At 56.7% G+C, this 17,290-nt stretch carries 17 protein-coding genes; 6 read left to right on the top strand and 11 right to left on the bottom strand.

All coding sequences use genetic code 11. From position 1 onward, the window contains the following. Positions 1-63 precede the first annotated feature (63 nt). The gene (locus R84865_RS12220) at positions 64-1,665 is read right to left on the bottom strand and encodes a SulP family inorganic anion transporter (protein ID WP_435639805.1); all 1,602 of its coding nucleotides are present in this window, start codon (positions 1,663-1,665) and stop codon (positions 64-66) included. A 19-nt stretch (positions 1,666-1,684) separates the two neighbouring features. Then, positions 1,685-2,311 (bottom strand): carbonic anhydrase, encoded by a 627-nt coding sequence (locus tag R84865_RS12215; protein ID WP_435639804.1) that lies wholly within the window; start codon positions 2,309-2,311, stop codon positions 1,685-1,687. A 547-nt stretch (positions 2,312-2,858) separates the two neighbouring features. Between R84865_RS12215 and yddG the strand changes: the two genes are divergently transcribed. Further along, a complete protein-coding gene (gene yddG / locus R84865_RS12210) occupies positions 2,859-3,812 on the top strand; it encodes an aromatic amino acid DMT transporter YddG (protein WP_435633355.1) in 954 nt (317 codons plus the stop codon). A gap of 87 nt (positions 3,813-3,899) precedes the next feature. Here the strand turns inward: yddG and R84865_RS12205 are convergent, their stop codons facing one another. From R84865_RS12205 to R84865_RS12190, 4 genes are all read right to left on the bottom strand, one after another. Further along, positions 3,900-4,226: a diacylglycerol kinase gene (locus R84865_RS12205; RefSeq protein WP_435639803.1), complete on the bottom strand. Its 327-nt coding sequence runs from the start codon at positions 4,224-4,226 to the stop codon at positions 3,900-3,902. A gap of 64 nt (positions 4,227-4,290) precedes the next feature. Continuing rightward, positions 4,291-5,034, bottom strand: a complete 744-nt coding sequence (locus tag R84865_RS12200; RefSeq protein WP_435633357.1) for an aspartyl/asparaginyl beta-hydroxylase domain-containing protein — start codon at positions 5,032-5,034, stop codon at positions 4,291-4,293. Positions 5,035-5,085: 51 nt separating this feature from the next. Further along, positions 5,086-5,898 (bottom strand): nucleoside/nucleotide kinase family protein, encoded by an 813-nt coding sequence (locus R84865_RS12195; protein WP_435633358.1) that lies wholly within the window; start codon positions 5,896-5,898, stop codon positions 5,086-5,088. After that, on the bottom strand, positions 5,895-6,629 hold the full coding sequence (locus tag R84865_RS12190) for a nucleoside/nucleotide kinase family protein (protein WP_435633359.1): 735 nt from the start codon (positions 6,627-6,629) through the stop codon (positions 5,895-5,897). The genes R84865_RS12195 and R84865_RS12190 overlap by 4 nt, the downstream gene beginning before the upstream one ends. 177 nt (positions 6,630-6,806) lie before the next feature. On the opposite strand from R84865_RS12190, the gene R84865_RS12185 reads away from it, so the two are divergent. Further along, a complete protein-coding gene (locus R84865_RS12185; protein ID WP_435633360.1) occupies positions 6,807-7,550 on the top strand; it encodes a nucleoside/nucleotide kinase family protein in 744 nt (247 codons plus the stop codon). A gap of 20 nt (positions 7,551-7,570) precedes the next feature. After that, entirely contained in the window at positions 7,571-8,731 is a 1,161-nt protein-coding gene (locus tag R84865_RS12180; protein WP_435639802.1) for a hypothetical protein, read from the top strand. On the opposite strand, the gene R84865_RS12175 is transcribed toward R84865_RS12180, so the two are convergent. From R84865_RS12175 to R84865_RS12155, 5 genes are all read right to left on the bottom strand, one after another. Continuing rightward, the gene (locus R84865_RS12175) at positions 8,728-9,594 is read right to left on the bottom strand and encodes a hypothetical protein (RefSeq protein WP_435639801.1); all 867 of its coding nucleotides are present in this window, start codon (positions 9,592-9,594) and stop codon (positions 8,728-8,730) included. The two genes, R84865_RS12180 and R84865_RS12175, sit on opposite strands and share 4 nt — an antisense overlap. A gap of 293 nt (positions 9,595-9,887) precedes the next feature. Continuing rightward, positions 9,888-11,072, bottom strand: coding sequence for a serine palmitoyltransferase (gene spt, locus R84865_RS12170; protein WP_435639800.1), 1,185 nt, complete (start codon positions 11,070-11,072; stop codon positions 9,888-9,890). Further along, the gene (locus tag R84865_RS12165) at positions 11,069-11,323 is read right to left on the bottom strand and encodes an acyl carrier protein (protein ID WP_435633364.1); all 255 of its coding nucleotides are present in this window, start codon (positions 11,321-11,323) and stop codon (positions 11,069-11,071) included. The genes spt and R84865_RS12165 overlap by 4 nt, the downstream gene beginning before the upstream one ends. After that, positions 11,323-12,300, bottom strand: a complete 978-nt coding sequence (locus R84865_RS12160; RefSeq protein WP_435639799.1) for an NAD-dependent epimerase/dehydratase family protein — start codon at positions 12,298-12,300, stop codon at positions 11,323-11,325. The genes R84865_RS12165 and R84865_RS12160 overlap by 1 nt, the downstream gene beginning before the upstream one ends. 40 nt (positions 12,301-12,340) lie before the next feature. After that, on the bottom strand, positions 12,341-14,119 hold the full coding sequence (locus R84865_RS12155; protein WP_435639798.1) for a fatty acyl-AMP ligase: 1,779 nt from the start codon (positions 14,117-14,119) through the stop codon (positions 12,341-12,343). Between R84865_RS12155 and R84865_RS12150 the strand changes: the two genes are divergently transcribed. The 3 genes from R84865_RS12150 (at position 14,120) to lptG (ending at position 17,032) form a co-directional block, all read left to right on the top strand. Beyond that, a complete protein-coding gene (locus R84865_RS12150; protein ID WP_435638064.1) occupies positions 14,120-14,704 on the top strand; it encodes a hypothetical protein in 585 nt (194 codons plus the stop codon). It abuts the gene before it with no gap. A 193-nt stretch (positions 14,705-14,897) separates the two neighbouring features. Continuing rightward, positions 14,898-15,965, top strand: coding sequence for an LPS export ABC transporter permease LptF (gene lptF, locus R84865_RS12145; protein ID WP_435633368.1), 1,068 nt, complete (start codon positions 14,898-14,900; stop codon positions 15,963-15,965). Further along, positions 15,965-17,032 carry an LPS export ABC transporter permease LptG gene (gene lptG / locus R84865_RS12140; RefSeq protein WP_435633369.1) on the top strand — a complete coding sequence of 356 codons (1,068 nt, stop codon included), beginning with the start codon at positions 15,965-15,967 and terminating at the stop codon, positions 17,030-17,032. The genes lptF and lptG overlap by 1 nt, the downstream gene beginning before the upstream one ends. Positions 17,033-17,290 lie beyond the last annotated feature (258 nt).

The following is a 17,290-nucleotide window of genomic DNA, read 5'->3' as shown; positions in this document are numbered from 1 at the left end:
TAAAAATGGGACAAAATGCAGCATTTTGTCCCATTCGTGTTTCTAGCTAGCTATTTCTTCCTTCTAACTCCCCGCCACTGCGCTCATTCCGTCTTCCTTGGGGGAAGCGCCATGAGGCTGTGCCACCACGCCAATGGATGGGCCATAGGTAGCCGAGGTGCCTTTGACGTTTTGTAGCTCCACTTGAATCCCCCGCGATGGAGCGTTGTGGCAAAACGCCATGATGTCGTCCTGAATATCGGGATCGATATGATGCGCATGGCGACCATCGATAATAATCACATCGCCACTTGCCGCCTGATCTAAACGGCTACGCAGTTCGTCTCGATTCAAGAACGTGATATCGGTGCGGAAACGAATCAACAGGTGATTCCCCTGCTGAGTAACGCTGAGCGCCCGCCGATAGTTGGTATGCACCAGAAAGTAGAGCGCGGCGACAATGCCCAGCAATACGCCCTGAATCAAATCGAGCGCCATTACTCCCACCAGCGTTACCACAAAGGGCACGATGCGTTTGGCTCCGTGACGGTATTGCTCGATAAACAGCTGGGGCGACGCCAGCTTATAGCCGGTTTGGACCAGCACAGCGGCAAGACAGGCCAGCGGAATAACTTCTAGCAGCGGTGCACACAGCGCCACGCTTGCCAGCAGCAACGCACCATGTACCAGACTCGACAAACGTGTTTGCCCGCCAGCCTGAACGTTAGCCGAGCTACGCACGATCACGGCGGTAATCGGCAGGCCGCCCACCAGACCACTGACCAGATTACCGACGCCCTGCGCCTTGAGCTCGCGGTGCGGCGGAGAGTGACGCTCCAGCGGGTCGATTTTGTCGACCGCTTCAAGGCTGAGCAAACTTTCGAGACTAGCGATCAAAGCGATCGTGATGGCCGCTGTGTACACCCCCGGTTTTAGCAACGTCTCAAAGCCAGGCGCCTGAAGCTGATCCGCGAACTGCAGCATACCGGCCCAGCCCAATTCGTCGATCGGCAATGAGATACGCTGAATGTCGCTCAAGCCCGCCAGCATGCTTTCAGGCAGCAGTTTATCCAGCGCCACCGCAGCGACAACCGCCAGCAGCGGGCCGGGAATCTTGCCTACCGGTGAGCGCTTGATGAAGCGTCGCTCCCACAGCACCAGTATCACCAATGCCACTAATCCGAGCAGCAGCGCACGAGACGAAAATTGTTCGGCAATCGCCGTTGATAGCGACTGATCGACCGCGCTTTTTTCCATACCGGCCAGCAGCGGCAGTTGGTTGATGACCAGAATCAGCCCGATCCCGGCCAGCATGCCTTTGATGACAGAACTTGGCACGAAAGCACCGATGCGGCCCAGCTTCAGATAGCCGAAAATGAGCTGCATTACACCGGCCAGTACCGTGGCCATCAGCAGGCCGTCAAAACCAATGTTACCAATGGCTGCCACCACCACGACCACCAGCCCGGCCGCGGGGCCACTAACGCTAAGCGCCGAGCCACTAACAGAGGTGACCACCAGGCCACCCACAATACCGGCGATCAATCCCGCCAACGGCGGTGCGCCGGATGCCATGGCGATACCGAGACACAGCGGTACCGCCACCAGAAAGACCACCATTCCGGCGGGCAGATCACGCTTCAAGGTGTGGCTGAGCGGCCCTGCTGTTTTAGTTGAAGTATGCATGAGTAGACTCCGCCAATAATCAGTGAGACGAGGCAGCGGGTACTGCCTCGACCGCTTCAGAGGTTTTGCGTACCAATTCACGTAACCGCCCGGTATGCAGGCTATACATCATGCCGTGAAGGGTGAGCGTGCCTTGGTCCATGGCCTGCCTAACCAGCGGGTGTTCGAGCAGATGGTCAATCTGTGCCTGTACGCTAAGCTCGCTTAGGCGAATCACCTGCGCCTGCTCATCCAGCGTGGCGAGCTCATCGGCGTGCTGCTTAACGAGCGTTTTGACCGAGGCCAAATGGGCGTCGATGCAGTCGCTTCCGCTTGAATGCGGCTGCAATGCCGTACGAATTCCGCCGCAGCTGTGGTGACCGCAGACAATAATGTGTTCGACCTTCAGCACCATAACGGCGTAGTCGAGCACCGCCTGCGCGTCGCGCTGGTCAGACACCAGATTGGCTATGTTGCGGAATACGAAGATATCGCCGGGGCCAGCATTACAGATGGACTCAGCGGGCACCCGGCTATCCGAACAGCCTATCCATAACACGCGCGGTGCCTGACCGCTGCTGAGACGAGCGAATAATTCTGGGTCGGCCTCATGGTGCTCGGATGCCCAGGCGGCATTTTCGAGCAGAATTCGATCGATGGAGTGCATAGAGATCTCGCAGTAGATGGCGTAAATACTTAAAAATTCCTTCGCCGGAATTCTTAACGTTATATTAATTTGTTATATTAACCTTCGCTCAAATAGACCTCTCGTTTTATGCAGAGGTTCCCTTACATCCTCCATAAACTTAATTTTTTGTGCAAAAAAATTTCACGATGCCGCTATGGCGCGGGTTACAGGGTGGCCAACTGAGGCATCACATGCGCTTCGACAACGAAATGACGTACCGACATGTGCGCGTAATGTCCGCGACATTCTTACTTAAGAATTAAATTAACTTGACTTAACAAAACCGATGGGCGTGTTTTCGACTCAGGAAAGAAAGCGAAACACGTTGGCCAACCGTCCGCTTATGCGCCGCGCCACAAAAAGTCCGCGAATCCATCGAACGCCATGACGCAGTTCTCGCTTCGCCTTCGACCAAACGACAGGCATTGGGAGAGCATCGCTGCCGTGCTACCTTTTTCCCTGGCGGCAGGCACTATCCGCCGCTTGCAGGCGGCCTCCACTCTCGTTTCAGCAGCAGGTAAGAGTAATGAACCAAAGCGCGCGGTATACCGCGATCGGACTATGTGCAGTGCTGCTGTGGGCGCTGCTGGTGGGGCTATTCAAGCGGGTGGCTGACGAGTGGGGCGCGGTGGGTGGAGCGGCGCTGGTCTATACGGTGGCGTCGGTGCTGCTATGGATCATTGCCAAACCACCGGCGCTGGGGCGCTTTCCGCGCCGCTATCTGATCGTGGGGTGCGTGCTATTCGTCTGTTATGAGCTGTGCCTGTCGCTGTCGATTGGCTATGCCAACAACAGTCGGGAAGCTATCGAGGTAGGCATGATCAATTACCTATGGCCGGCGGTAACCATGGTGATGGCGGTAGTCTTCAACAAGCAGCGTGCCAGCCTGCTAATGGTGCCGGGGATCGCTCTCGCACTGTTGGGCGTCTTTCAGGTATTGGAAGGTGATCACGGTCTTAGCCTTACCACATTGCTCGACCATTTGCAGACCAACCCCACCAGCTATCTGCTGGCGCTAATGGGCGTTTTTATCTGGTCGGCCTACTGCACTATCACCGTGCGGATGTCGCGCGGTGCCAATGGCATTACGCTGTTTTTCAGCGCTACCGCTGTCGTGTTGTGGCTAGGCTTCCTGGCAGGAAACACTGGATTCGATGCTGTTACCGTGCAGGGGGTCGGCTATCTGCTAGCGGCGGGAGCCGCATTGGGGTTTGGCTACGGTGCCTGGAATCTAGGCATGCTGCGCGGCAATATCACTCTGTTGGCGGGCGCTTCGTACTTCATACCCGTGCTTTCAGCACTGCTGGCAGCACTCATGTTGGGGGCATCGCTCACTGCTGCTTTTTGGCAAGGGGCTGGGCTGGTCGTGCTGGGGTCGATTCTGTGCTGGGTATCCACGCGCCAGGGGCAGCGGCGCAAGGCAAAGCAATCAGAAGCGGCCCATGAACATACCACGACTGCTTCAGAGGGCGACCACTAGCGCACAGCGTTATTAACGGCCTGCTGCGCGTTCAGCGGAGGGCGGAGGGCGGGATAGCCCCTCTTACGCGCACTCGAAGCGCTGCGACTACGCTATCAGACGCGCGACGATGAAGCCGCCCCACACCAACAGCGTGATCGCGATACTGATCATTACTGCGCCCGCTGCCAAATCCTTGGCTCGGCCCGATAATTCATGATGCTCACTGCCAATACGGTCAACCACCGCTTCGATCGCTGAATTAAACAGCTCGCAGAGCATCAGTTGCAGTACGCTGATCACTAGAATCAACCACTCGACCACGCCATGTGCCAGCCAGAAGGACGCAATAAATAGCGGCACGAACAGCACCACTTCCAAGCGAAACGCCTCTTCGAAGCGCCAGCCATCGCGTAGCCCGTAGCACGAATACATAAATGCGCGCCTAAGGCGCGCAATTCCTGAGTAACTTTGTTTCATAACGGTTTGGTGCCAATCATCAGCTGCGGTTACGGCTTTTATTCCACGCCGCTACGTTTTTGATCGGCTGCTTCACGAAGGGGCTGGCAGCAATCAGAGCGAACAGGATGCGGTTAACCACGGTGCCCACCTTGTCCATCGGACGATCAATATCGAGGAAAAGCACGGCGCGATACTCGTCGGTGTCGTTACGCACTTCATGCTCGTAGAAGTCGTCGAACAGCACCACCTTGCCCTCTTCCCAATGCAGGTATTCGTTGTCGACGCGCAGCCACACCTTATCGGCCTGCTCGGGCACTTTCAGCCCAAGATGCGCGCGCACCACCGCTCGGGTAGGACCACGGTGCGGTTCGATATGATAGTGCGGCTTGAGGATGGAGAACATCGCCGTTCGCATGCCTGGCAGCTTGTCCAGAATGGCAGCGGTGTTAGGGCAGATTTCGCAGTTTTCATCGACACGCTGGCCATAGACGTACATGCCGAAGGTCTTCCAGTTATCCCCTTTGGAAATACGCTTTTGATCGGGCGACAGCTGGTGGAAAGCAGGAATATCTTCAGGATGCTCGAGCAGGTGATCGAGCTCCTTGCGAATTTCAGGGTAGGCGGCTTCAAGCTCGGGCACCCAGTCGAATACGCTATTATCGAGTTTGGGCGTTGTCGGAATCAGCGAGTGGCGGGTTTGAAACTCTCCGTTCCAGCGCAGGAAGCGCTTCCCAAGCTTAACCAGCCACTCGCGCCAGAACGGACGTTTACGTTCACTCATGAGATCCCCCTGATATATCTACGCGCCGCGTTACTAGCCGATTAAAAGAGCTTAGCGAAGGCGGCCTTTATTATGCTCGACCGGCGCGAAGCGCTGGATGGCCTCGAGAGCACCGGCGATAACATCGTCGTATGCTGCGCGCGCGTCGAGATCAATGATACGTGCCCCATTGTAATTCAATTGGGACATGACCGAGATTTTTTCCTTCAATTCTTCTGCATCGTGATCGGGTTTGCGCGCGTAAGCGGTGTCCAGATCGATATCGAGCCGAATAATCAGGCTTGGCTGAATCTTCTCGAGCTGCTGATAAATGCGGTGCTCGCGCTCCGCCATACGGCGCTTCCAGCCTTGCGGCACTCGATTGATGCCAATGCCGGGGCCATCGAAGCGAAATCCTTCGGTCTGTGCCTGAGGATAGCGGTCGGCGATTACCAGCACGCCACTCTCGGCAAGGCGGCACACCTTTTCCAGATTGCGCGCACGCCATTTGGAGAATCCGTACATCACAAGCACCGCCAGCCATGAGGGGCGCCGCGTATGCAGATTCTGTACTTTGGCTGTTTTGGCGGCCAAGCGTCGTTCCAGCCAAGTGCCGATCAATGGCAATTTTTTGATCTTGTCGCCTGACTCGCCGGACACCAGCCCCAAATAGCGCCATGCGGTAGGTCGTTGCTGCTGCAAGCGCGCCACCAGATCGCGCGTCAGGGTGGATTTCCCGGTGCCATCGCAGCCCACAACCGCGACCAGGCCCTCTACCACCGTCACCTCTTCCACGCTGGTAAATGTATCCTCGGCCTGCTGCGAAGGCGCTTGCTGAGCATCGCTGCGACGCGACGCGGGAATAAATGCAGATTTATCATTCATACGCTTGGGGATGTGTGAGTATCGAGACCAAAAACCTGCTCTGTAATGGCATCCAGAGATATCTGCAAAACCTCTTGGGCAGGCTTACGGCCGTCTATGTCAAGAATGGGCGCACCATTGAAAGCGAGCGTTGGTATCACTTCCAGCTTCTGGCGCAACGACTCGAGCTTGTGGTCGGGTTTGCGCTGGTGTGCCGTGTTGATGTCCACGTTGAGGCGGATGAGCAGGGCCGGAAGGTAACCCGCCATCCATTGATATAACTGCTGTTCATGGCGGCGTAACAGCGCCACCCAACGGTTTCCGCCCTCGGTTTTCGCCAGTTGAGGGCCGTCGAAGCGAAAACCTGGCACTTCTGCCTGCGGAAAACGATCTGCCACTATTAACGTGCCGCGCTTCGCCTTGCGCAACATGCGTTTGAACTTGAATAAACGCCAACGCGACAGCAAGTAGATGACCAGTGCCGTTATATTGCCCGGCGGTGTGCTTGGCTTGTCGTGTACACGGTCCGACTTTTTTAATAGATAGCGCCCGAATGGCCCACCAATAATCGGCAGCTCCTGAATCCACTCGCCGATGCGTCCTGACGACTGCCCCAGATAGACGAACTCTATCTTCTGCTCGCGAGAGAGCTGCTCAAGCAAGCTGGCGGTAAGGGTAGACTTACCCGAACCATCGCACCCCGTCACAGCAATGACACCCGGCACGTTATAGGGGGAATTCGCGGCACTCATAATTGCTCAGTATAAGTTAGGAAACGTCAAATTTTCGACAAACCACGCTTGGCGGCTATTGAATGGCGTACAATAAGCAGCAATTTTTTACATCATTCAACGTTTAACCCTCAATATCGGTTAAAGTTCCTTAATGATATATTTCTTGATTGAAACTTAATAGATGGTGATACACCCATGCGCTCTTCTATCGCGCCCATCATTGCCGTGATCGGCTGCGATGGCTCCGGAAAATCTACTGTTTGCGAACACCTCACCTCCTGGATTCAAGGATTCGGCCCCACGCAGCAAGTACATCTTGGAAAGCAGTCGGGTAACGTGGGGCGAGCCATCGCTAAATGGCCTGTGGTAGGCGGTTTTCTAAACAAGAAAATCAACAAAAAAAGCAACAAAGCCAATGCCAGTATGGATAAGCGTAAGCTGCCTGATCTGCTGCCCGCGCTTGTGATGGGCGCTTTTACCGTACGCCGTCTACGCCGTTTCAAACGCATGCTCAAACTACGCGCGGCGGGTAATATCATCGTTGCCGACCGTTTTCCGCAAACCGCTATCGACGGTGCTTATGATGGCCCGCGTTTCCCTCGCAGTGATGATGGCAGCGCCATTGTACGAGCGCTGGCGCGCCACGAACGCAAAGCCTTCGATTGGATGACCAACACTCGCCCCACGCTGGTGATACGTCTAAACGTCGATCTCGACGTTGCCTGCGCTCGCAAGCCCGACCACAAGCGTGAGTCGCTGGCACGCAAAATCGACGTTACTCCGCAGCTTAGCTATAAGGGCGCGCCCATCGCTGACATCGATACCAATCAGCCGCTCGACAGCGTGCTTGCTAACGTCGAACGAGTCGTCACCGAAGCAATGGAAGCGCAGGGCTATCACCTGCACGACACCCCTTCGACCAACCAGAAAACGGCCTAACCGTCTACGTGGAGTCTCCCTTGAGCGATAACGCCCCTTTGCGAATAACCCCTGTCGATGGCAAAGCCGATCTCATCACCTTCATTACATTGCCAAGCCGACTATTTGATCGCGACCCGGCCTGGGTAGCGCCGCTAACGCTGGAGCGCCGGTTGCATCTGACGCCCAAAACCAATCCGTGGTTTGAGCATGCGGACTTTCAGGCCTGGATTGCATGGCGTGGCGATACGCCCGTCGGCAGAATTTCGGCGCAGGTTGATCATCTGTCTTTAGAGACACATCAGGACGCCACCGGATTTTTCGGCATGCTTGATGCCGAGGATTCGCAGGAAACCTTTACGGCGCTGCTTGGCACCGCCGAGCAGTGGCTCAGCGAGCGCGGCATCCAGCGCGTACGCGGCCCATTCAGTCTGTCGATCAACGATGAGGTTGGCCTGCTGATCGACGGCTTTGATACGCCACCCATGTTCATGATGGGCCACTCAGCGCCCTACAGTGGGCATGCCGTCGAAGCGAACGGTTACGACAAGGCCATGGACCTGCTCGCCTATATCGTCGATACCAGAGAGTTCAAAACGCCGAGAGTGGTGGAATGGCTGCTTGGGAAGGCAACCGGCGAGATCACCGTGCGACCGATGAACTTCAAGAAGTTCGACGAAGAGCTCGTGACCGTACGCGAGATTTTCAACGATGCCTGGTCGGACAATTGGGGCTTCGTGCCCTTCACTGACGAGGAATTCAACGATCTGGGCAAGACGCTGAAAATGCTGCTGTCGCCCGATCTTATTCAGATTGTCGAGGTGGACGGCGAAGCCGCTGCCTTTATCGTTGCGCTGCCCAACTTGAATGAGGTGATCAAAGGGTTCGATGGCCGTCTGCTGCCATTCAAGTGGGCGAAGCTACTGTGGAAGCTCAAGGTGAAATTCCCCACCACAGCACGAGTACCGCTGATGGGAGTGCGCAAGAAATTCCACAATACGCTAGGCCCTGCCCTTTCCTTCCGGGCTATCGAAGCGGTGAAAAAACAGCTTGTTGATCGCGGCGTCAGGCACATCGAGATGTCCTGGATTCTCGAAACAAACAAAGGCGTTCGCGCCATCATCGAATCGATTGGCGGCGAGGTGTATAAAACCTACCGCGTTTATGAAAAGCATCTGTCCGCCAACAGCGCAGACGCCTAGGCTTTTCCCACCGAACCGCGCTCGCTGGCGCACAACGCCTCTACCAGCGTTTCGAGGCGCCAGCGCACGTCCTCACTGAACGATTCAGCGTCGTTGTACGCGCGCTCACCTTTCAAGGTCGCCTCGATAATCTCATCGTGGCGATCCCCCATCAGCCCGTTAATGGCCGCAAGAAATCGCGACATGCGCCGAGCAACATCGCTATCGGGGTAGAGGGTGCGGAAGGTGTCGTAGTAGGCGACCTGCTGACTTACGATCTTGCGAGTATCGTGAAAACCCTTGCCATCAAGAACCGTTGATTTGATCGCTGGCTCAAGGCCGGCGAAGCACTGCCGCCGATAGTCACAAATCGCCGCAGCGCTATCGAGCGGGAAATGAACAGCGGCGCGCTGCATGAGTGCCCATACCGGCGGCAATAACAGCAGCCGCATGATCCGAATACTGCGCTGTAGCTCATCCCGATGGCCGCCACGAAAGGCGTCCTGCAGCTTGCCCATCATTACCGTGGTGCGATGCAGCAGCCCACTGCACTGATGGCGTTTGCCGAACAGGCGCTGGGCAAAACGCAAATGCTTGAACTTGGCCCGCATCGACTTGAAACGCCGACGCTCATCGGGGGACAGATCGCCACGCTGCTGCAACGTTGATAGCAATTCCAGCAGTGCGTGACGCGACACACCTTCATGCCATAGCTGCAGACATAACGAATAGCACTGGTGAATCTGCTCATCGTTGGCGCACAGCAGTGCACCGTGATCGGGTATGGAGACCTGCTCCTCAACGACGTCATCAACCTCAATGGCGTCAAACAACTGCGCGAGCGTGTGCTCGGGAAAGTGTTGCCACCGGGACTCGGCTCTCATCGAGAAACTCCGTGGACGACCAGACGTATGTACGGGTAATGCAACATGCACATGGCTGTTGCTGTTTTTTTAACTAAAGAGGTAGCGCCCTGACGACGTGCATGTCGCAGCACGAAGATGCCGCACGGCATCGGATCGCAGCGGAGGCGAGCAGCCGCATCCCACGCTAACCGAGCACATCAGCATGTAGAAGCGCTGAGTTACGGCAGCATCACTAAAGCGACCATTGTTGTTATCACCTTAGCGACAAACAAACTGCGATAGGGGCCCTCAAGCCCCTATCGTACTCGACGCTAGCTTTTGCGGCTGCGCCATTCACCGAACGCGTTGCAGATTGCATCGATTTGCGCTGACGAGTGCGCCGCACTCACGCTGCAACGCAGCAATGAATCCGAACCCGGCGTGGCCGGTGGCACCATCAGGTTAACGTAAACTCCCGCTTTGAGCAGGTAGTCCCACATCCTCAGCGCCTCGGATTTATCGCCAATCACTACGGCTACCACCGCGTTAACCGGCGCTCCCAGCGTGAAGCCGAACGATTTCAGCCCGTCGTGCAAACGCTTGGCGTTGTTGTGCAAGCGCTTGCGCAGGTCGCTGCCGCTATCAAGCAGTTTGAGTGCGGCGCGCGTGGCGGCGATAGTGGCCGGCGGTAGTGAGGCGGTAAACACATAGGGGCGGCTGGCATAGCGCAGCACCGCCATGTTGTCGCTGCTGCTGACGCAGAAGCCGCCCGTGTTGCCAAGGCTTTTGCTGAAGGTACCGACAATGAAATCGACCTCATCCAGTACGCCCGCTTCTTCGACAACGCCGCGACCGCGCTCACCCAACACGCCCAGCGAATGCGCTTCGTCTACTACGAGCCTGGCTCCAAACTCATTCTTGACGCGCACAAATTCCTTCAGCGGCGCGCGATCGCCCAGCATGCTGTACACGCCCTCGATAACGATCAAGGCATCAGCCGCCGCATCGCCCATACGCCGCAAGCGCTTGGCAAGATCGTCGTAATCGTTGTGCCGGAAGCGGATGACGCTGGCGCCGCTCAGCTGACAGCCGTCGTAGATACTGGCGTGACTGTCGGCATCAATGAGAACGGTATCACCTGGCCCGGCGATCGAGGAGATGGTTCCCAGATTCGCTTGGTAACCGGTCGAGAATACGATAGCGTCGTTCTTCTCATAGAACGCCGCCAGTTCCTTCTCGAGCTCGCGATGACAGGCATAGCTACCGTTAGCCATGCGTGAACCAGTGGTACCCGTTCCCTGCGCCTCCAGGGCCTTCTTGGCCGCCGCTACGCATTCAGGATGAAAGGTCAGCCCCAGATAGTTATTGGTGCCGGCCAAAATGGTCGGACGCCCCTGGATAATGCCGCCGGTAGGTGAAACGATCTCTTCAATTTCTACCGAAAACGGATCTACGCCAAACTCGACCAGTTCCCCGTGGGCGGCCTCTATACTTGCCAGGCGCTGATTGCTCTTCATGAATGGCCGCTCATCAACTGCTCGATTTGAGTCGCCAGATCTCCTACCGTTTTGGTATCCGCCATCGCATTGACCGGGATAGAGATATCAAAGGTATCTTCGAGTTCCAGCAGCATGTTCATTACCTGCATCGAATCGAGTGCCAGCTCGCCCGTTAGCTCGGTATTTTCGCTAATGTTGTCGACGCCTTTGTCTTTGACCAGAGGCGTTAGCACCTTGATGATCTCGGTCACAATATCTTGATGATTCATTACACGTTTCCAGAAACATGGGAAGGAGAAAGCTGGAGCGTTTTAGCAAGACCCGCAGCAAAGCGAACCTGGGGGCTCCAGTTGAAGATATGGCGGAAAGGAGCGCTATCGCATACCCAATCACTATGCGTAAGCTCGCCCACCTTACCCGGCGTTAACATCGGCGCATAGCGAAACAGGCGGGCTGCTGCCTGATTGCCAGCCGCAATACCCTTGAGCAGGGCCGACGGCACGTGCACCCGACGAATAGGCCTTTTACGCCGACACACCTGAGACACCGTTTCGATGATCGTGTTCCAGTCGTAGCCATCGGGCTGACCGTCATCGACTTCGTACACGCCACATTGTGGGGAGTCGCTGACCAGCCACGCCAGCATGGCGGCGACCAAATCATCGACATATATCAGCGAAAGCCGGCCTGCACCGCTGCCGGGAATCAGTGCCCAACCGCGCTGCATTCCTTGAAAGAGCGGCAGCATTTCACGGTCACCGGGGCCGTACACCGCCGGCGGACGCAGCGCGATCCACGCCAGCGAATCGGAATACTGTGCGAGCACTCGCTCACCTTCACGCTTGCTAGCGGCATAATGGGATAACTGAGGCTCGCGCGCCGCCAGCGATGACAGCGACAGCAGCCGCAGGCCACCAGCACGCAGGCACGCCTCTGCGACCGCCTGCATGCCCGCCACATTCACCGCGTCGAAGTCTTCGCGAGAGGCCCCGCGCACCGCGCCTGCGCAGTGGATGACCGCAGAGGAACCATCAAGCAGTGTGTCCAGCGATGCCGCCGAGTCGATACCGCCAGCAATCCACTCTACGTGGTTGCCGGCGGGCAACTGACGGCCTGGCCGAGGCCGATACAGGGCGCGAACGCGGTAGCCCTCGCGTGACAACCGGCTGATTAGCGTAGATCCAATAAAGCCGGTGGCGCCCGTTAAGGCCACCAACCGGCGTGAATCATGCTTGGCTTCGCTCATGTCTGACTACCCCCGTCGGGTCGCCGATGCGCATCTGTTGCTACACCGCGTGACGGACACCATCGGCACTTTTATCACCATTCTTCTCGGCCTCACGGCGCTTCAGATAGCCCACCCGAGTACCGGAGCGCGACAGCTTGCCAGAAGAGGTACGCGGCAGCGTGTGGCGAGGGACCAGCTCCACCAGACAGGTGATACCCAGCTCTTCGTATACCTCGCGACGCAGCGACTGCACCAGTTCGTTGCGTTCGCTGTCCTCAAGATTGTTGCACTGCACTACTACTACCGCCAGTTCGCTGCCTTCTGCGGACACAATGCCGAAGGCTGACGCATCGCGCGAACGGATATTGGGCTGACGCTCGGCAATCGCTTCGATGTCCTGCGGCCAGATGTTACGCCCGTTGATGATGATCATGTCCTTGTGACGCCCTGTCACAACGATCTCACCGTCGCTCAGATAGCCGATATCGCCGGTATCGTACCAACCATCGGCACCCAGCACCTCAGCCGTTGCTTCCGGACGTTCGAAGTAGCCTGTCATCATGCTTGGGCCACAAATCAGAATACGACCAACGCCAAGCTCACCCAGTCGATTGCCCTGCTCATCGACGATCTTGACATCGTGACCGGGAAGCGGCTTGCCGCAGCGCACGAAACCACGCGCGTTTTCAGCATCAACAAACTTGGCCTTGAGCTCTTCGGTCAATTCGTCGGGATCGATCCAGTCAACCTCGTACGGCTTGTCGCGAGGCGCGAAGCTGATGGCCAGCGTATTTTCCGCCATCCCATAAGAGGGAATGAAGGCTTTGGGATGGAAGCCGCACGGTGCAAACACGCTGCTAAAACGGTCCAGCACCGCCGGACTGATCGGCTCGGCACCCACTCCAGCGATGCGCCAGTGCGAGAAGTCGTAACCTTCAACATCGGATGCGCGCACGCGCTGGGCGCACAGCTCGTACCCGAAAGGCGGGCCGTAGGTAATGGTGGCCCGATTGTTACTGATAAGCTCAAGCCAGCGACGCGGTCGCATCGCGAACTCACGGGTGTCGATGTAATCGACGGAGCGCTGGCTCGACACAACCGTCAACAGGCAGCCGATCAACCCCATATCGTGATAGAACGGCAGCCATGAAACGAAGCGATCGTCTTCGGTCATGTCCACGCCGTGCACCGAAGCCCCGTACATGTTGGCGCTCAGCGCGCGCTCCGTAACCATCGCCGCTTTAGGAAAGCCGGTGCTGCCCGAGGTGAACTGCATGTAAGCGGTTTCGTCAGGGCCAGTAGGCTGCAATGGGGCATCGCTGGGCGGCAGCTCGTTGAAGGTAGCAGGCGTGCCCCAGAAAGCGATCTCGACACCCTGCACGGCCTCTTCAACGAAGCCGATGAATTCCTTGGAGCCGACGACAACGGACGCGCCCGCGCCCTTCAGCATGCCGCGCATTTTCTCGACATAGGCGGCGTGACCACCCAGGTTAACGGTGGCAGGCAGTGCCACCGGCACCAGACCGATGTACTGACACGCAAAAAAGAAGCGCAAGAAGTCGGGACTGGTTTCCCCCACAATCGCAATGCGCGCGCCACGCGGCAGCTCCAGCGACAGCAAGCGCTGCGCTAGCGTTTGTGCCTCAGCGCGCAAGGTCGCATACGGCAATACCGTATCGAGCTTGCCGCGCACATAAAAATTGGCACCAGTGACACCTTTAGCGGCGTAGTCGAGCGCTTCCGCGAGCGTCGCAAAATCGGAGCGACGCAGGGGAAGCGTATTACGAGTGGGTGTCACTGCCTCGGCAGATGACACGCAAGACGCTTCAGAACTCATTTGTTCAGCAATGCCTTCTCAAACGACGACATGGCTCTTTTGCGCTGCTGGAAACCAACGTCGACATGTCTTTATGATAAAAATGTGAAAGTAGGAAACGGCGCATCAAAAATCGTCCTGGAACTCGATAGATGGCTCGCTATGAGCCAGCCGATCAAGATAGCGGGAGATTATTGGCTACTGGAAGCTTCCGAGAGCATTCGGTCTATTGTAATGCAAGCGAGGGCTAAACCCCCAATTCTGGCCTGCATTTCCCCGGCTCTATTGCCTGGTTTCCTGATCACGCGATGGTTTTCACTGGGAAAACAGGGAATTGCAAAACGTGCACGCCTGCGCTCGCTTGCCACCTGTTTCTACCGACATTATGGTTTCGGCGTCTCGATACGATCGAGCGCAACCTCCCCGCTACTGCTGAAAGTTTCTCAGCCAGTGAGCACCTTGTCGCCAAGGGCCATACCACGCGCATCTTTCATTGTGGGTTTTAAGAAAACGATCATTTTCGCATATTTACCGAAAAATGGAATGCCTGCACAGGCTGCACCCACTGCTTATGCGCAAACGATGCACAATTCCCATCTCCAATGAGGCATAAGCGATGGCACTTCTGTATGATTACGCTGTCTTGAAATAGGCCGGACAACCTTCCGCCGTTTTCAAATTTTCCGACGCAGCCACTCATCAACGGTTCACCGTCCAAAGCCGAGCCTCGGGCGCGGTTTTATCTCACATTAGAGCTGCGCGTACTCACACGCTTGACGAGAAAGCACAGGACGCCGATTTGATCATCTTTCGTTATTTGATCCGCGAGATTCTGATCACCATGCTGGCGGTAACGGCCGTGCTGGTACTGGTCGTCGTTGGCAGTCAGTTTATCCGCTTCTTCTCCGATGCCGCTGACGGCGACTTCCCGATCACACTGGTAGGCAACATGATGATCTATCAGTTGCCGAGCTTTATGCAGCTGATCTTGCCGATGGCGTTTTTCCTCGGCTTCCTGATGGCGTTTGGGCAGCTTTACCTCAATAGCGAAATGACCGTGCTGCAAGCCTGCGGCTACAGCCCCAAACGACTGTTCAAGATTGCTCTGTGGCCCTGCATGCTTACCGCATTGATTGTGGGACTGTGCTCGCTATGGCTGACACCGGCAGGCATGTCCGGCAATACCCGCATGCTCAACGAACAGGCCTCGCGGCTCGATTTCAGCGTGTTAACACCCGGCCGCTTTCAGGAAATTGGCCAAGGTCGGACGGTCTATGCGGCCAGCCTGGGCGATCGCAACAGCACGCTACACAATGTGTTTATCAGTGAAGAGCACAATGGCCGCCGCGTTATTTCGCGCGCGGAAACCGGCTATCAGTACACGTCTCCGACCACTAACGCGCGCTACCTTCAGCTCGCCAACGGCTATCGTTACGAAGTGACGCCGGGCGACGCCAGCGCCGATAAAATGCAGTTCTCGACCTATTCGTCGCTACTTAAGGCGAACCCTGCCAGCATCGACGACGATGATTTATCCATGGTACCCACTGCCCAGCTTATCGCGATGGATAATCACCAGAGTTCCGGCGAACTCCAATTTCGTGTCAGCATCATTCTGATGCTTCCCATTCTGGCGCTGCTGGGCATTTCGCTGTCGAAGGTCAATCCGCGCCAGGGGCGCTTCGCCACACTGCTGCCCGCGCTGATACTGCACATTATCTATATCCTCTCGCTGATTACTGCCAACAACATGATCCAGGCCGGCCGCTTATCCCCGTGGCTGGGGATGTGGCCCATTCATCTTGTTTATCTGCTGCTTGGCTGGTGGCTGTTCCGCCGCACCTTTGGCCGGCAGGGAGCCCGCTAATGTTCAGTCGTTTTGACCGCTACATCGCACGCAACGTATTTGCCGCCATGCTTGTCACCGAAGTGGCGCTGGTGGCGCTCAATTTGGCGATCGTTTTTATCGACAAGCTGGATGGCATGGAAGGCAACTACGGTGTCTTCGAATCCTTCATCTATCAATGTTTGCGACTGCCGTGGCGACTGTACGAATTCGCCCCGCTGGCAGTGCTGTTGGGCGGCCTGATCGGCCTGGGCAACATGGCAGCCAGCAACGAGCTCACTGCGATGCGCGCGGCCGGGGCCTCGATCACCCGACTAACGCTCGCGGCCCTCAAGCCAATGCTGGTCATCAGCATTATCGTAATGGCAATGGGACAGTGGCTGGTGCCCAACTCGGAGCAGTTGGCGCAGTCCTATAAGTCGGAGAAGCAGCAGAAGAGCGACGTGGCATCGATTAGTGGTGGCGCCTGGGAAATTGACGGCGAAACCTTCTTTAACTTCGGCGGTATTAGACTCGATGATTCGCTGGTCGGCATCGAACGCTTGGAATTCGACGGCAGCAAACTGCGCTCGATTAGCTACGGGGCGCGTGGAGAATGGGACGCCGATAAGAAAAGCTGGCATATCGAAGATATCAAAACCACACGCTTCTACGACGATCACACCAAGGCGGAGCACCAGGACTCTGCCGATTGGAAAACACGCTTCGACCCGGAATTTATCAGCCAGCTCATCCTCGACATGGATACCCATTCGATCAGCGGGCTGTGGCAATTGGCGCACTACCAGGACGCACAGGGCGTTAGCAGTAACTCGGCATGGCTCTATTTCTGGCAGAAAATACTGCAACCGCTGTCGTTTATCAGCCTGATGCTGGTGGCTGCCTCTTCCGTATTCGGGCCGCTGCGATCCAAAAGCGCGGGGACCCGTATTTTCATCGGCATTATCGTCGCGCTGTGCGTGAAGTATCTGCAGGATCTGCTGGCACCCGCATCGCTGCTATTCGGCTTCCCGCCGCTGTGGGCCGTGCTGATTCCCATTCTGCTGTGCGTTGGCGCAGGGCTGTACCAATTCAAGCGTAACGGTTAGCCATCCTCACGCTTGTATCGCATCGGTAAGGTGCTTTCGGGAAGACTGTTCCACTGCACCTGCCGCTGCATGGCTCACCCGCACCAGTGACGGATGCTCGAGATATGCCGACGCGCACCGTATCGGCACGCAGCCTGGCCGGAAGCCAGAGGGCACCGGCCTGCAGGCACAAAATCCTGCAAGCGCAAAATAGAGAAGGCGAGCAATGCTCGCCTTCTTCTTGTTTACGGGTACGGTCACTTGTACACCATCTGAGCA

This window comes from Carnimonas bestiolae (assembly GCF_051251145.1).
Lineage (GTDB): Bacteria > Pseudomonadota > Gammaproteobacteria > Pseudomonadales > Halomonadaceae > Carnimonas > Carnimonas bestiolae.
The sequence above is the reverse complement of the archived record's forward strand: the minus strand, read 5'-3'. Positions and strand labels throughout refer to the sequence as shown.

Coding starts and splice junctions, on each gene's coding strand:
- R84865_RS12220 (WP_435639805.1), bottom strand. CDS start 1,665: ATGCATACTTCAACTAAAACAGCAGGGCCGCTCAGCCACACCTTGAAG.
- R84865_RS12215 (WP_435639804.1), bottom strand. CDS start 2,311: ATGCACTCCATCGATCGAATTCTGCTCGAAAATGCCGCCTGGGCATCC.
- yddG (WP_435633355.1), top strand. CDS start 2,859: ATGAACCAAAGCGCGCGGTATACCGCGATCGGACTATGTGCAGTGCTG.
- R84865_RS12205 (WP_435639803.1), bottom strand. CDS start 4,226: ATGTATTCGTGCTACGGGCTACGCGATGGCTGGCGCTTCGAAGAGGCG.
- R84865_RS12200 (WP_435633357.1), bottom strand. CDS start 5,034: ATGAGTGAACGTAAACGTCCGTTCTGGCGCGAGTGGCTGGTTAAGCTT.
- R84865_RS12195 (WP_435633358.1), bottom strand. CDS start 5,898: ATGAATGATAAATCTGCATTTATTCCCGCGTCGCGTCGCAGCGATGCT.
- R84865_RS12190 (WP_435633359.1), bottom strand. CDS start 6,629: ATGAGTGCCGCGAATTCCCCCTATAACGTGCCGGGTGTCATTGCTGTG.
- R84865_RS12185 (WP_435633360.1), top strand. CDS start 6,807: ATGCGCTCTTCTATCGCGCCCATCATTGCCGTGATCGGCTGCGATGGC.
- R84865_RS12175 (WP_435639801.1), bottom strand. CDS start 9,594: ATGAGAGCCGAGTCCCGGTGGCAACACTTTCCCGAGCACACGCTCGCG.
- spt (WP_435639800.1), bottom strand. CDS start 11,072: ATGAAGAGCAATCAGCGCCTGGCAAGTATAGAGGCCGCCCACGGGGAA.
- R84865_RS12165 (WP_435633364.1), bottom strand. CDS start 11,323: ATGAATCATCAAGATATTGTGACCGAGATCATCAAGGTGCTAACGCCT.
- R84865_RS12160 (WP_435639799.1), bottom strand. CDS start 12,300: ATGAGCGAAGCCAAGCATGATTCACGCCGGTTGGTGGCCTTAACGGGC.
- R84865_RS12155 (WP_435639798.1), bottom strand. CDS start 14,119: ATGAGTTCTGAAGCGTCTTGCGTGTCATCTGCCGAGGCAGTGACACCC.
- lptG (WP_435633369.1), top strand. CDS start 15,965: ATGTTCAGTCGTTTTGACCGCTACATCGCACGCAACGTATTTGCCGCC.